This is a genomic window from Rickettsia endosymbiont of Lasioglossum villosulum, assembly GCF_964026455.1.
Taxonomy (GTDB): Bacteria; Pseudomonadota; Alphaproteobacteria; order Rickettsiales; family Rickettsiaceae; genus Rickettsia.
The window spans coordinates 1,216,328-1,230,571 of sequence record NZ_OZ032152.1; the positions used below are offsets into that span (position 1 = coordinate 1,216,328).

The following is a 14,244-nucleotide window of genomic DNA, read 5'->3' on the forward strand; positions in this document are numbered from 1 at the left end:
GTTCTATCTGAGTATTTACCAAATCTTGAAGTATTAAAGGTATACTTAGTTAGTAATGCCGACTATTTAGATAATTGTACAAATAGCTTTATTGCGTGGATTGTTTCCTTCTGTCATCCTATGGCTTTGTTGCGTAGATCAATTTTTCCTGTGTCATCCTGCGACTTGATCGCAGAATCCAGCTTAAAATACTAAAATTATTAATATTAAAAGTTGTTTTTCTGGATGCCTTAGGTACAAGCAACTAGATGACTACCTTAGGGCGTTTTTTGATCCACGAAACAATCCCTGCACAAGAATAATAATATAATCCTAATAAATGAAAAGTAGATGACGAAGTTTTGTTTTTATTATATTAATATCATAATAGTAGCAAAATAAAGCATGTAATTAAACTTTTTTATACAAATTTATATTTAAAAATTGACTTTTGATAGAAAAACTATAAAATTTTTCCCTAAAATGGATGCATTATTATATGATTTCGGTTTTTCCTTTATCATTAAAGGATTTAGTCGGCTTTGTTGAAAAGGTAGATTTCTCATTTCTAACTATGGCTCTATTGTGTGGATTAGTAGAACAACTGCGTCATACCATAACAACATTGTGGCATGGATACCTAATTTTCCTGAGCTTGACAAACGAAATGAGTGTGACAATCCAGTCAACTATAATATGTTATCTATTTATGGTATCTTGTGCCATAAGCTGCATCCTAATATAGAGGGCATTGCCCGTGTGGATCGAAAAGCACCCTAAGGTAGTCATCTAATTTCTTGTACCTAAGGCATCCAGAAAAATAATAAAAATACTAATAATATTAGTATTTTTCAGCTGGACCTAGTTCCCAAGCCACAGGGTAAGAAAATGATCCATGCGGACAATCCTAAAAGAGACCGCTACAACAAGTGAGCTAATGATATCAAGCGTTTTTTATAAATTGCCCCGTTCTTTTTAGCCGCTCGCAACAACACTACTCTAAAATAGATAAAGGTATTTAGTGAAACATACTATTATTAAGATAGTTTCTTGTATTATAGCATTTTTGATTTTTCTTATTTTTAATATTTCAGTTTATTATTGTTTAATATATTATCAAAAAAAAGAATATAAGGGATTACTCAAAGCTTATGCGAGTAGTATATCAAGCTTACTTACACAAGATCTAGAAAATGCTCTTAATAGCTCCATACCAAATAAAGAATTCTTCTTATTTAAAGGTTTTGAAGTTATTCCTAAATCTAAAACTACTGTGAATTTAATTACAGTAAGTGCCAATTCTATAAGAGTAAGAAATAAAAAAGAAGAATACATATTTAATTTACACAACTTAAAAGAAATCATAAATAAAATATTTCCTCCTTTTATAATTTATAAATTAAGCTTAAATAATCATGATATCTTTTCCGAAAGAATAAATATAGATCAATATTTAACTGAAAGTAAACTTGTAGAAGCAAATGGTATTTTAAATTTAAAATTGGGTATTAAGAAAGACTCACAATTTTATTTAGATGGAGCATATTTATTACGAAGAAATATGTTAATTTATAGTATCAGCTCATTTTTAACTCTTTCAATATTAGTCTCTATATATTTTAAAATATACAATACCATACAACAGAATTTTAGAATTTTACATCAAGAAATATATGAAGAAACTGAAATAAATACAGCATTGATAAATAATAATAAAGCCGATCATGAATTAAGAAAGCTCTTTATAAAAAAATTAACAGAAATATATTTAAAACAAGAATTAGGAGATACATACAATCCAAATGATTTTCCATTTAAGAATCAACTTTTTCCTATAAACTTAACTGATTTATCCCTTACTAAAATTAATATTGAAAATTTAATCAAGCTATTACAAGGATATTTCGCTCCTTATTTTGCTAAAATTGGTATTAGAACTACTAACAATATAAAAGAGATTGAAATTAACTGTTCTCTTGAAGTTTTTTATCAATTAATATTTAGCTTGGTATTTAATTTGGTAAAATTTATAGATAGGCAAAGCAATATTCCTCAAATAATTAAGATAGATTTTAACCAAGATAAAATTACTATTACTAACGATTGTTTTTCATTAGATGAAAAGAAAATGATTAAATTATCTGATATTATAATAGAAGAATATACAGATCTTTTTATTTTAAATTGTTACAAGATATTTAAATCGTTAAATGAACATAAATTTAAATATAATATCTTCTCGCATGATGGCTCACACTTAATAGAAATAGTGTATCCTCCATTAAATAACTCTAATTTAAATACAGGGAAGATATTAGATTTCACTAAATATTTAAACAATAAAAACTAAATATCATATTGAATATTTTTCTTGGACACGCTGATGTAATATCCATTCAATAATTTTATTATCAATAGATTCATCAGGTGTAGGACGGTAGTAATTAAATACTTCATTTAAGGTTTAAGAAAATTCTGTTTCAGAAACTACTAGATTTAATTTTTTTATTGTTTTTATTATCTCAGGCAAGATTTTTTGAAATAAGATATAATCATCTTGACCAAGGTAATCATTAACTTTAATATTAGGATTATATAAATCCTTAATTGAAACACCTAAAGTATCAGCTATTGTTTGTAGAATCTCTGCGGAAGGTTTTCTGGATATACCTTTAATAATGTTATAAACACTATTTTTCTTTAGCTCTGCCTTTCTCTCAAGTTCTGTAATTTGAATATTACGTTCCTTTATGAATTTATATAAATTCTTTTGCAATACTGTATCTGACATGAGTTTCAAATTATAGTTGTATTTTTATAACAAATTAAAACTAAAGAAATATTATAGTTGATATTTTATTTTAAAATTGGTTATTATAATTACATGTATGTAATTGAGAAACATTATTGCTAAACTATAATCAATTTAGATAAGTTTTAAACTAGCTATAAATTTAATAAGTAAAAGCTAGTATCATTATTTTAACTAAAATAATGTTGTTAGAACATATCATATGTCTTTTAAAAAAGGCAAGAAGATAATCATACCTAAATATACTCTAGGTATCAATATATTGCATTTTGTTACGAGAATATAGAAAAACAGAATATCTATACATCAAAATTCATCTCAACTTAATTACTTACTATTTTTTTATGCCTTAGTAATTTAAGCTCTTACTTTAAAGGCACCTAAATATAGATAATAAGGAGAATATTTTTGTGAATTTTATAAGAAAAAATTTTCTTGGGGTTGGAAAAAATATAGACGTAAATTTAAAAAATATTTTTAGACAAGTAAATGAAACAACCGAAATATTTAATACATTTCTTATAGATAGAAATTTTACTGATGAGTGGGATGATGAAGATGATTTTGATGATGGTGTATGGATAGAAGTTCCATTAATAGAATCAAAAGAAATCTAAATCAATATATACTTTTGAAGTATCCGCAGTATATTATCATGTCACTAGTTAATTTAATTTTTAAAGTAAATTTTTGAAAATTCCTTATGCGTTAATGATAATTTATAATATAATTTAGTTAAACTATATTATTTAATTATGTCAAACGATAATTCTCAAGCTACCCCTCCTCTTTCTAAGCAACAATTATTTACTTTTTTTGGTATGGTTGTTGGTATGTTTATGTCAGTGCTTGACATCCAAATTGTTGCAAGCTCACTATCCGTAATAGCAGCAGGACTTGCGGCTTCAAGTGATGAGCTTTCTTGGGTTCAAACATCTTATTTAATAGCTGAAGTTATCATAATTCCGATTACGGGATTCTTAGCAAGATTACTTTCCACTAGAATTTCTTACTTTGTTGCAGCTCTTGGCTTTACGATTATGAGCGTATTATGCTCACTTGCAACGAATATTGAATCAATGATTATCTTTAGAGCGTTACAAGGATTTTTTGGCGGTGCTATGATACCAACAGTTTTTAGTACTGTTTTTATAATTTTTCCACCATCACAACGCCCTAAAATTACTATATTAATTGGGCTTGTTGTAACAGTAGCACCAACTTTAGGTCCAACACTTGGAGGATATATTACAGAAATTTTATCATGGCATTTTATGTTTTTGTTGAATGTTATACCTGGTATTTTTGTATGTAGCGTAGTTTTTTTATATGGGCATTTTGATAAACCAAATTATAACTTATTGAAAAATTTTGATTTCCTTGGTATAGCAATTATGGTCTTGACTCTTGGTTTACTACAATATGTTTTAGAAGAAGGTAATAAAAAAGGCTGGCTGGAGGATAATTTAATATTATTTTTAAGTATTGCGGTAGCTTTAGGATTTATTTTGCTAATAATCAGAGAATTAACTTTTATAAACCCGATTTTAGATTTAAAAACATTTCTCTATAAAGATTTTACGTTTGGCTGTCTCTACTCTTTTGTTATGGGTATAGGATTATATGGAGCAGTATATATATTACCATTATTCTTATTTACCATAGCAGGTTATGATACGTTGCAGATCGGTGCTACTATGATGGTAACGGGAATAGCACAATTTTTATCAGCACCACTAGCTGGAAGAATGCTAGGAGCGGGCGTAGATTTACGGCTAATGCTGATTATAGGGCTTGGAGGCTTTGCACTTGGATGTCATTTAAATAGCTTTCTAACACCTGATTCTAAATTTGCCGAATTTGTATTACCGCAATTTGTCAGAGGGCTTTCTTTAATGTTTTGCTTCATACCAACTAATAATATTGCTCTTGGTAATATGCCAAGGGAAAAAGTAGGGAATGCAAGCGGTCTTTATAACCTCACTCGTAACCTTGGAGGAGCGGTAGGACTAGCAGTAATTAGTACTATACTAACTAATGATACTAAAATTTTTATGCAATATCTATCGGAAAACATCCCCTCCACTTCTATAATGGCAATGGAGCAATTAGATTCATACACCGCATTATTAAGCGGAAAAGTATTTAATCCAGAAAAAGCCTCATATTTATTATTGGCTAATAAAATAAATACGGATGCATTTGTAATTGCAATAAATAATATATTTAATATGATAGCGTTATTATTTATACTTATAATGCTGCTAATTCCTTTCACTTCAAATATCAAGCTATCAGGAAACACCAATGCCCACTAAAATTTCAATTATATTATATTTTCCTTGGTTATTTTGGGAAATATGCAAGTCAGCTTTTTCAGTTATTAAAATAATTTGGCAAAGAAATATAGTTGTAGAACCAGTTTTTGAATGGGTTGATGCAGAAGGATTAAAAGATATCGGTGAAATAATATATAGTAACTCAATTACTTTAACCCCTGGTACAGTGACATTAGATATAAATAATAATATGTTATTAGTGCATGCACTCGATAAATCATCGATTGATGATTTACACAATGGTAAAATGATTAAAAAAATTAAAAGAATTTTGAGGATATGACATCAAATTTAAAATATAAACGGGTTTTGTTGAAAGTTTCAGGTGAAGCTTTAATGGGTGATAAGCAATTTGGTCATGAATATGACACAATAAAAAAGATTGCTGGAGACATTAAAGAACTTATTGATTTAGGAGTAGAAGTTGCCATCGTAGTTGGCGGCGGAAATATTTATCGCGGGATTAATGCAGCATTAGTTGGTATGGATCGAGCATCAGCCGATTATATAGGTATGCTCGCAACTGTTATTAATGCTTTAACACTGCAAAATGTTATGGAAAGCCTAGACATCTATACAAGAGTTCTATCGGCTATTCCAATGATGAGCGTATGCGAGCCATATATTCGTCGCAGAGCTAAAAGACATATGGAAAAAGGTCGAGTAGTAATTTTTGCCGGTGGCACTGGTAATCCGTTTTGTACAACCGATAGTGCAGCAGTACTACGTGCAATAGAAATGAATTGCGATGTTTTGCTAAAAGCAACGCAAGTTGATGGGGTATATGATTCTGATCCGAAAAAAAATCCGAATGCTAAAAAATATTTCACTATTAACTATAAAAATGTTATAACTAACAACCTGCAAGTTATGGATTTAGCAGCTATAGCAGTTGCAAGAGAAAATAAGCTACCTATAAGGGTATTTTCAATAAAAGAAAAAGGTAACATTGCTAAGGTAGTTCAAGATCAAGGGGAATATACTACAATCGAAGAGTAGTATATTGCTCGTAAGAATTAACTGGAAAACGTCATTGCGAGGAGCGAAGCGACGCGGCAATCTTATCAAGCGTCCCGAGACTGCCTCCGCCCTCTACTATGCATATCCTCGCAATGACGATAATACCACAACTTATATAATAACATATGGATGAAAAATTATGGATAAAGTAACTCTTAAGAAAAATTTACAAGAAAAAATGGATAAGGCTTTAAAAGTTTTAGATCATGAGCTTAAAGGGCTTCGTACTGGTAGAGCTTCAGTTAATTTACTTGATAGCGTAACTGTAGAAGCTTATGGCGATAGAATGCCACTCTTACAAGTTGCCTCTCTGACAACTCCAGATGCACGAACAATTAACGTGCAGGTCTGGGATAAATCTATGGTATCATCAGTAGAAAAAGCAATTACAGTAGCAAATCTTGGTTTAACTCCATCATCAGATGGGCAATTAATTAGACTACCTATACCAGCTTTAACGGAAGAAAGACGTAAAGAACTTGCAAAACTTGCTCATAAATATGGTGAAGATACTAAAATTTCATTGCGTAATATTAGAAGAGACGGCAATGAAGAACTTAAAAAAATGGAAAAAGATAATATTATAGCAAAAGATGAACATCATAGTTTAGCAGAACAGGTACAAAAACTAACTGATGAATATAGTAGCAAAGTTGATTCGGCGATAAAGCAGAAAGAGCAAGAAATAATGACTGTGTAGTCCGATGAACTTCAAAAATTGGCTACGTCATCCTACAAGTACTGCGGTACTCACGTAGTTTATCTACGTTCCGTTCCTTGCACTTGTGGATTCCTTGCTCTTTTTGAAGTTGATCTTCGCCTACCCTAATTATTAAATGAGAATTAGAGACTAAAATATAAGAAAACAAAATAAATTATGATTACAAAAGAAGAAGTAAAAAAAATAGCAAAGCTTGCAAGGCTTAAATTTGAGGAAGATAAGGTAGAGGAATTCTCTAGCAGGCTTAGCTCTATAATGGATATGATCGATATTCTAAATGAAATAGATTGCACCGATGTTAAGCCTTTAACTTCTGTTTGTGATATGCAAGCAAGAATGCGACCTGATGAAGTTACAAGCAAAGACCATTCAAATGAATTATTTGATAATGTTCAAGGTGCTAGCCGGCAGCTTGCTAAAGAAGTGAAATATTTTATTACTCCAAAGGTTGTTGAATAATATGACGGAATTAAATAAGTTAAGTGTAGCAGATAGCCTAAAAGGCTTAAAAAATAAAGAATTTACCAGCAAAGAATTAGTTAATGCTCATATTAAGCAAATAGAAAAACATAAAAACCTAAATGCTTATGTTACAGAGACTTTTGATTTAGCTTTAAAGCAAGCAGAAGCAGCTGATCAAAATTATGCCAAGAATCAGCCGAGAACTCTTGAGGGAATACCTTTCGCTGCTAAAGATCTTTTTTGTACAAAAGGGATTAGAACCACTGCTTGTTCTAATATATTAAGAGAGTTTATTCCTAATTACGAGTCAGGTGTTACGCAGAATATTTTTAATAAAGGCGGCGTGATGCTCGGCAAAACTAATATGGACGAGTTCGCTATGGGATCAGCAAATATTACTAGCTGTTTTGGTAATGTAATTAGCCCATTGAAAGCAAACGACGATAATGCCGATTTAGTTCCAGGTGGTTCCTCGGGCGGATCAGCTGCGGCAGTAAGCGGCTTTATGGCTACCGCTGTTCTTGGTAGTGATACAGGCGGTTCGGTGCGTCAGCCAGCAAGCTTTACCGGTTTAGTTGGGTTCAAGCCTACATATGGACGCTGCTCAAGATATGGTATGGTATCGTTTGCAAGCTCTCTTGATCAAGCTGGTATATTTACTAGAAGCGTTTTAGATAGCACTATTATGCTTGAAGCAATGATGGGTTTTGACGAAAGAGATTCTACTTCTATTAAGGCAGAAGTACCGCAATTACAACCTGCTATCGGAAGTTCTATAAAAGGCATGAAAATAGGCGTACCTCTAAGTCTTGGAGAGGGCGGAATTATCGAACCTGATATTATGAAGATGTGGCACTCTACTATAGAGCTGCTTAAAAATGCTGGTGCTGAAATAATCGATATTTCTCTGCCGCATGCTAAATATGGCGTTGCTGTTTATTATGTTATAGCACCTGCTGAAGCCTCTTCAAACTTATCTAGATATGACGGCGTAAGATACGGGCTTAGAGTAGAGAAAGAAAATATGAGCCTAGACGAGATGTATGAAATAACGAGATCGTCCGGTTTTGGTGATGAAGTAAAACGCCGTATCATGATCGGGACATATGTACTTTCTTCTAGCTTTATGGATGCATATTATTTAAAAGCACAAAAAGTGCGTAGGCTTGTTGCTGATGATTTTAATAATGCTTTTGCAAAAGTAGATGCTATTTTACTGCCATCTGCTCCAACAGAAGCATTTAGAATCGGTGAAAAACAAAATGATCCAACTATTATGTATTTAAATGATCTATTTACCATTCCTGCAAGTTTGGCAGGGCTGCCTTGTGTTTCAGTACCGGCAGGCTTATCAAACAGAGGGCTACCGCTTGGTATGCAAGTTATAGGTAAGCAATTAGACGAATATAATGTTTTAAGAGTAGCATCTGCTATAGAGTCAGGTGTTAAACATATTAAATTTGAGCCGAAAGGATTTTAATTATGGCATATATTGAAGGTAGTAGCGGAAAATGGGAATATGTAATTGGGCTTGAAATTCATGCTCAAATTTCCTCAAAATCTAAGCTTTTTTCAGGCAGCGGTACAACATTTACAGCAAGCCCAAATTCACAAGTATCTTACGTTGATGCGGCAATGCCAGGTATGCTACCAGTGCTTAATGAGTATTGTGTTCATCAAGCGATTAAAACAGGTCTTGGACTTAAGGCAAAGGTAAATAAATATTCGGTATTTGACCGTAAAAATTATTTTTACGCTGATCTGCCGCAAGGTTACCAGATCTCTCAGTTTTATTATCCGATAGTGCAGGATGGTACTATGGAAATACCAACAAGTACTGGTGAGCTGAAAACTATCCGTATTAATCGCCTGCATTTAGAGCAAGATGCTGGCAAGTCTATGCATGATCAATCACCGCATTATAGCTTTATAGATTTAAACCGTGCAGGTATTGGACTTATGGAAATCGTAACTGAACCTGATATATCTTCACCCGATGAAGCAGCAGAGTTTGTTAAGAAGCTCAGAAGCTTGCTTCGTTATGTTGGTAGCTGTGATGGGGATATGGAAAAAGGTTCTATGCGTTGTGATGCTAATGTGTCGGTAAGACGCAAGGGAGAGCCGCTTGGGACGAGATGCGAAATTAAGAATATCAACTCAATACGTAATATTGTCAGAGCTATAGAGTTTGAAGCTAAAAGGCAAGTAGATTTGATTGAAAATGGTGAATCTGTAATTCAGGAAACACGTTTATTTAATGCTGATAGCGGTGAGACAAGAACTATGCGTTCGAAAGAAGAAGCAGCTGATTATCGCTATTTCCCTGATCCTGATTTATTGCCGGTTATTCTTTCTGATGAGCTGATAAATGAATTAAAAGCAAGCTTGCCTGAGCTACCGGATCAGAAAATAGATAAATATATAACCAAATTCGGTTTAAGCAAATATGATGCTGAAGTAATCGTAGCTGATGAGTCGGCTGCTAAATATTTCGAAGAAGCAGCAAATAAATGTGATCCTAAACTGCTTGCTAACTGGTTAATTAATGAATTGTTTGGACAGCTTAATAAAGCTTCGACCGAAATAAGCGAGTGTAAAATTACGCCTAACGATTTTGCAAAATTAATTAAATTGATAGAAGATAATACCATATCCGGTAAAATTGCTAAGACTGTTTTCGAAATTATGTTTGAAACCAGTAAAGCAGCTGATAAAATTGTAGAAGAACAAGGCTTAGTACAAGTTTCAGACTCTAATGTACTAAATGCTGTAATTGACGAAGTAATCAGCGAAAACCCTGATTCGGTTGAAGGATATAGAGGCGGTAAGGATAAATTATTCGGCTTTTTCGTTGGTCAAGTAATGAAAAAAACCGGCGGTAAGGCAAACCCTGGGCTTGTGAATGAGCTGTTGAAGGATAAGCTTGGTTAGCGTCATTGCGAGCGACTAAAAGGAGCGCGGCAATCTCATGAGACTTTCTGAGATTGCTTCGTCGCTACGCTCCTCGCAATGACAGGATACACGATAAAAAACATTCAAATTAAAATATTACTTTTTATGAATTTTCTTAAAGTACTTTTATTATCTTTATTATTAATTTCTTGTGAAAAAAAAGAGCAAGAAGCAACTTTAATCGTTGGAACTTCAGCAGACAATCCACCCTATGAATTTATTCAAAATGGTGAAATTGTTGGGATTGATATAGATATTATCAACGCAATAGGCGAGCGTTTAAATAAAAGAGTCATTATAAAAAACTTTGACTTTAATGGCTTACTTGCAGCTTTGGTAAGCGAAAATATCGATATTGCAGTTGCAGAACTTTCAGTAACACCAGAACGTGCGGAATATATCAGCTTTTCCGATAATTATGCTACAGCAAAATTTGCTGTATTATACAGGTTAGAGGACAATGTACAAAGTATTGGTGATTTAGATAACAAAATAATTGGTGTGCAATTAGGTAGTGTATTAGAAAAAAAAGCTGAAGAGCTTTCTAAAACAATGAATATTAAAGTTCATTCCTTAGCAAATAGTTTAATGTTAGTTGAAGAATTAAAAGCTAAAGTCGTAGATGTTATTATTTCCGAAGAGTTTCAAAATAAAAAGTTACAAGAAGCAAATCCAAATTTAGCAAGTTATACTTTAGAGGAATTTTCTTCGGAATTTGCTTTAGGCTTGTCTAAACATTCAGGGTTAATTAAAGAAATTAATGAAGCAATAGATTCATTGAAAAAAGATGGTACTATCAATAAAATTATGAAGAAATGGCTGGGACAGTAACAGAAAATCAATTTAAAGATGCTATGAGCTGTTTCCCTGCCGGAGTGACAATCATAACTACTAATTTAAATAATAAGTTTTTTGGCTTTACTGCTAGTTCTTTCACCTCTGTATCTTTAAAACCTCCATTAATATTATTTTGTCTCAATAAAAATTCTTTTAGCATAAAAGGTTTTGAAAACAGTAGTAAATTTGCCATTAGTATTTTAGCAGACAATCAAGTTGATATTTCAGAACATTTTGCAAAATCACATACTGATAAACTTGCAGCAATTTCCTATGAACTTGGACCTGCTACTTCTTGTCCTTTAATAAATGGAGCTATTTGTCATATAGAATGCCTAAAACATGCCACCTATGATGGCGGTGATCATGTTATATTTATTGGTAAAGTAATAAATACTGCTATTAAAAACGACTCAAAACCTTTAATATATCATCATAAATCTTACATAAAATTAATATGATTATAAATATAGGTCTTAGCGGTGCTACCGGTAAAATGGGTAGAACTATTTTAGAGAGAATAGATAACTTTAAAAATTGTAAAATTTCAGCAAAATTTAATAGCACCCGTGATTTACATGAGCTAAATGATTTATGTAAAAATTCTGACATAGTTATTGATTTCTCTACTCCTGAAATATTAGAAAAATTGGTTGATAGTGCTTTAAAATATGATACCAAATTAGTAATTGGAACTACCGGTCTTACTTCCTCACAGTTTAAACTTTTAGAAAAAGCAGCAAAAACCTTACCTATTTTATATTCTGCAAATATGAGTATAGGTGCTAATTTACTCGGTTATTTAGCAAAAGAAGCAACAAAAATATTGGATGATTACGATATCGAGATTTTAGAAGCTCATCATCGTGCTAAAAAAGATGCTCCTTCAGGCACTGCTATTATGCTTGCTGAAATGATTACAGCTGAAAAAGAACTAGATATAACATTTAACCGAGGTAATAAAACAAGAAGAAATAATGAAATTGGTATTTCTTCGCTTCGTGGTGGTAATGTACACGGCACTCATGAAATATTTTTCTTAGGCGATGATGAAACTATCACTTTGAAGCATGAAGCTCTTAACAAGAATTCTTTTGCCGATGGGGCAATAAGGGCGGCAATCTGGCTACAAGATAAACAAGCTGGTTTATATTCTATGCTCGATTTTTATAAAAATTTAATTAATTATCACTTGAAAAAGCCCATTTAAAGGACTATATTTATACTATATAAACATAATCTTAAGGTTTCTTATGATCGATTATACAAAAACTTTGACAGCTTCATCATCTAAAAACAAAACTTTTGATGAAGGTCTAAGAAAATATATGCTTAAAGTATATAATTATATGGCTTTAGCATTATTACTAACCGGCATAGCTGCGGTAACAACTATATCAGTTGAGCCTTTATATAATTTAATGTTTCAAACAGGTTTTGGAACGCTTATAATGTTTGCTCCTCTTGGCATCGCTTTATATTTCTTTATGGGATTTGGGCGTATGAACTTGCAAACAGCACAAATATTATTTTGGGTTTATGCCGCTTTAACAGGTATGTCTCTTGCATATTTAGCTCTTGTCTATACTGGTGAGTCAATAGCTCGTACTTTCTTTATTTGTGCTTCTGTTTTTGGAGCAATGAGTCTATATGGCTATAGCACAAGTAGAGATTTAACATCTATGGGTTCATTTTGTGCAATGGGTCTTATAGGTCTTATAATTGCTTCATTAGTTAATATGTTCCTAAAAAGTTCAGGTCTTTCTTTTGCTACTTCTCTCATAGGAATAGTTGTATTTATGGGTTTAATTGCTTGGGATACTCAAAAAATTAAATCTATGTATTACATGGCAGGAAATGATGAAACAGGACAAAAGCTTTCTATTATGGCAGCTTTTACATTATATCTAGACTTCATAAATCTTTTCTTATATCTAATGAGATTTTTAGGCAACAGAAGAGATTAATATATACTCATTTTATTTGACATTGTCTTTTGCTGATAATCTTCCCCCATGGCGACATTACTTGCGTGGATACCAAATCGTCATTGCGAGCGACTGTAAGGAGCGTGGCAATCTCATAAAGCAATATTTGACTCATGAGATTGCTTCGTCAATTACTTCGTAATTTCCTCGCAATGACGGAAAAATTAACCCACACAAGCAATGTCCTAGTTGCTTACTGACCTTAAGTCCAACTAAAAATCTGTTACTTTACCCTTATGCTGCCAATCACCATATCTTGTTGGCTCTAGACCTTTAGCCCCACCGATTTCCTTTGGCATTTCTTTTTCCTTTGGCAAATTTTCTTCTTCTAATATATTATCTTTTTTATTATCCATGATATCAATTTATGAAATTTAATCGTATCTATATTAATAACCATCTAGCTGAAAATATCAAGTTAGAATTAGGAAGTGATCACACTCATTATATTAAAACTGTATTACGTCTTAAGGTAAATGATCAATTTCAAATTTTTAATTGCACGGATGGAGAATTCCTTGCACAGATTGCTAAATTAGATAGGAATAACCTTGCTATTACAATTCAAGAATGCTTGAGAAAACCTTGTGCTGAATCTTCATTAACGCTTGCTATGTCTATAATAAAACAAGATAAGTTAATGCTTGCAATAAATATGGCTACGCAGCTTGGTGTAACTAAAATTGTTCCTCTAATTACTGAAAGATGTCAATTTAGATCAGTAAATATTGAGCGTTTGACAAAATGCGTTATTGAAGCAACTGAACAATCTGAGCGATTAAATCCTCCGGTAATAGAGCCTGCTATTTCTATACAAAATTATCTAAAAAAGAATAATAATTTTGTGTTATATGCAAACGAGCATGAAAAAGAAGAAAATTCTATATTAAAGCTTAAATCTTCTAACAAAGATATTACTGATATTTCGATTGTGATTGGACCATAAGGCGGATTTACTAATGACGAGATTGCTTTGCTTGCGTCGTATAAGAACGCACATTCTATAAGTTTAGGAAGAATATTTTACGAGCTGAAACAGCAGCCGTAGCAGCCCTTGCTCAAGTAAATTTAGTTAAAAGCATTCGGTGTCATTCCTTTGTGGTGGGAAACCAGAAAAAATAATAAAAATGCTAT

Annotated in this window: 14 protein-coding genes and 2 pseudogenes; 14 read left to right on the forward strand and 2 right to left on the reverse strand. The window is 32.1% G+C overall.

Features of this window, described 5'->3' with window-relative positions; genetic code table 11:
* Positions 1-1,000 precede the first annotated feature (1,000 nt).
* Positions 1,001-2,329, forward strand: a complete 1,329-nt coding sequence (locus tag AAGD49_RS06055; protein ID WP_341788351.1) for a hypothetical protein — start codon at positions 1,001-1,003, stop codon at positions 2,327-2,329.
* A 114-nt stretch (positions 2,330-2,443) separates the two neighbouring features.
* On the opposite strand, the gene AAGD49_RS06060 is transcribed toward AAGD49_RS06055, so the two are convergent.
* A complete protein-coding gene (locus AAGD49_RS06060; protein ID WP_341788352.1) occupies positions 2,444-2,770 on the reverse strand; it encodes a helix-turn-helix transcriptional regulator in 327 nt (108 codons plus the stop codon).
* 431 nt (positions 2,771-3,201) lie between these two features.
* Between AAGD49_RS06060 and AAGD49_RS06065 the strand changes: the two genes are divergently transcribed.
* The 12 genes from AAGD49_RS06065 (at position 3,202) to AAGD49_RS06120 (ending at position 13,089) form a co-directional block, all read left to right on the forward strand.
* Complete coding sequence (locus AAGD49_RS06065) at positions 3,202-3,408, forward strand: hypothetical protein (RefSeq protein WP_341788353.1); 207 nt, start codon at positions 3,202-3,204, stop codon at positions 3,406-3,408.
* 138 nt (positions 3,409-3,546) lie between these two features.
* Positions 3,547-5,109, forward strand: coding sequence for a DHA2 family efflux MFS transporter permease subunit (locus AAGD49_RS06070; RefSeq protein ID WP_341788354.1), 1,563 nt, complete (start codon positions 3,547-3,549; stop codon positions 5,107-5,109).
* Entirely contained in the window at positions 5,099-5,413 is a 315-nt protein-coding gene (locus AAGD49_RS06075; RefSeq protein ID WP_341788355.1) for a monovalent cation/H+ antiporter subunit E, read from the forward strand. The genes AAGD49_RS06070 and AAGD49_RS06075 overlap by 11 nt, the downstream gene beginning before the upstream one ends.
* Positions 5,410-6,129 (forward strand): UMP kinase, encoded by a 720-nt coding sequence (gene pyrH / locus AAGD49_RS06080; protein ID WP_341788356.1) that lies wholly within the window; start codon positions 5,410-5,412, stop codon positions 6,127-6,129. Before AAGD49_RS06075 ends, pyrH begins: the two co-directional genes overlap by 4 nt.
* A gap of 160 nt (positions 6,130-6,289) precedes the next feature.
* Positions 6,290-6,850 (forward strand): ribosome recycling factor, encoded by a 561-nt coding sequence (gene frr / locus AAGD49_RS06085; protein WP_341788357.1) that lies wholly within the window; start codon positions 6,290-6,292, stop codon positions 6,848-6,850.
* Positions 6,851-7,027: 177 nt separating this feature from the next.
* Positions 7,028-7,330, forward strand: coding sequence for an Asp-tRNA(Asn)/Glu-tRNA(Gln) amidotransferase subunit GatC (gene gatC, locus AAGD49_RS06090; protein ID WP_341788358.1), 303 nt, complete (start codon positions 7,028-7,030; stop codon positions 7,328-7,330).
* 1 nt (position 7,331) lies between these two features.
* Positions 7,332-8,813 carry an Asp-tRNA(Asn)/Glu-tRNA(Gln) amidotransferase subunit GatA gene (gene gatA, locus AAGD49_RS06095; protein ID WP_341788359.1) on the forward strand — a complete coding sequence of 494 codons (1,482 nt, stop codon included), beginning with the start codon at positions 7,332-7,334 and terminating at the stop codon, positions 8,811-8,813.
* A 2-nt stretch (positions 8,814-8,815) separates the two neighbouring features.
* Positions 8,816-10,264, forward strand: coding sequence for an Asp-tRNA(Asn)/Glu-tRNA(Gln) amidotransferase subunit GatB (gene gatB / locus AAGD49_RS06100; RefSeq protein ID WP_341788360.1), 1,449 nt, complete (start codon positions 8,816-8,818; stop codon positions 10,262-10,264).
* A gap of 126 nt (positions 10,265-10,390) precedes the next feature.
* Complete coding sequence (locus tag AAGD49_RS06105; RefSeq protein ID WP_341788361.1) at positions 10,391-11,116, forward strand: ABC transporter substrate-binding protein; 726 nt, start codon at positions 10,391-10,393, stop codon at positions 11,114-11,116.
* On the forward strand, positions 11,101-11,583 hold the full coding sequence (locus tag AAGD49_RS06110; protein ID WP_341788362.1) for a flavin reductase family protein: 483 nt from the start codon (positions 11,101-11,103) through the stop codon (positions 11,581-11,583). The genes AAGD49_RS06105 and AAGD49_RS06110 overlap by 16 nt, the downstream gene beginning before the upstream one ends.
* Positions 11,583-12,332, forward strand: coding sequence for a 4-hydroxy-tetrahydrodipicolinate reductase (gene dapB / locus AAGD49_RS06115; protein WP_341789242.1), 750 nt, complete (start codon positions 11,583-11,585; stop codon positions 12,330-12,332). The genes AAGD49_RS06110 and dapB overlap by 1 nt, the downstream gene beginning before the upstream one ends.
* A 43-nt stretch (positions 12,333-12,375) precedes the next feature.
* Positions 12,376-13,089 (forward strand): Bax inhibitor-1/YccA family protein, encoded by a 714-nt coding sequence (locus tag AAGD49_RS06120; protein ID WP_341788363.1) that lies wholly within the window; start codon positions 12,376-12,378, stop codon positions 13,087-13,089.
* Positions 13,090-13,322: 233 nt separating this feature from the next.
* Here AAGD49_RS06120 and AAGD49_RS06125 read toward each other — a convergent pair.
* Positions 13,323-13,448: pseudogene (locus AAGD49_RS06125) on the reverse strand (DUF1674 domain-containing protein); the annotation flags it as partial.
* A gap of 29 nt (positions 13,449-13,477) precedes the next feature.
* Here AAGD49_RS06125 and AAGD49_RS06130 point away from each other — a divergent pair.
* A pseudogene (locus tag AAGD49_RS06130) lies at positions 13,478-14,232 on the forward strand (16S rRNA (uracil(1498)-N(3))-methyltransferase).
* The last annotated feature ends 12 nt before the right edge of the window (positions 14,233-14,244 follow it).

Coding starts and splice junctions, on each gene's coding strand:
- AAGD49_RS06060 (WP_341788352.1), bottom strand. CDS start 2,770: ATGTCAGATACAGTATTGCAAAAGAATTTATATAAATTCATAAAGGAA.
- AAGD49_RS06070 (WP_341788354.1), top strand. CDS start 3,547: ATGTCAAACGATAATTCTCAAGCTACCCCTCCTCTTTCTAAGCAACAA.
- AAGD49_RS06075 (WP_341788355.1), top strand. CDS start 5,099: ATGCCCACTAAAATTTCAATTATATTATATTTTCCTTGGTTATTTTGG.
- pyrH (WP_341788356.1), top strand. CDS start 5,410: ATGACATCAAATTTAAAATATAAACGGGTTTTGTTGAAAGTTTCAGGT.
- frr (WP_341788357.1), top strand. CDS start 6,290: ATGGATAAAGTAACTCTTAAGAAAAATTTACAAGAAAAAATGGATAAG.
- gatC (WP_341788358.1), top strand. CDS start 7,028: ATGATTACAAAAGAAGAAGTAAAAAAAATAGCAAAGCTTGCAAGGCTT.
- gatA (WP_341788359.1), top strand. CDS start 7,332: ATGACGGAATTAAATAAGTTAAGTGTAGCAGATAGCCTAAAAGGCTTA.
- gatB (WP_341788360.1), top strand. CDS start 8,816: ATGGCATATATTGAAGGTAGTAGCGGAAAATGGGAATATGTAATTGGG.
- AAGD49_RS06105 (WP_341788361.1), top strand. CDS start 10,391: ATGAATTTTCTTAAAGTACTTTTATTATCTTTATTATTAATTTCTTGT.
- AAGD49_RS06110 (WP_341788362.1), top strand. CDS start 11,101: ATGGCTGGGACAGTAACAGAAAATCAATTTAAAGATGCTATGAGCTGT.
- AAGD49_RS06120 (WP_341788363.1), top strand. CDS start 12,376: ATGATCGATTATACAAAAACTTTGACAGCTTCATCATCTAAAAACAAA.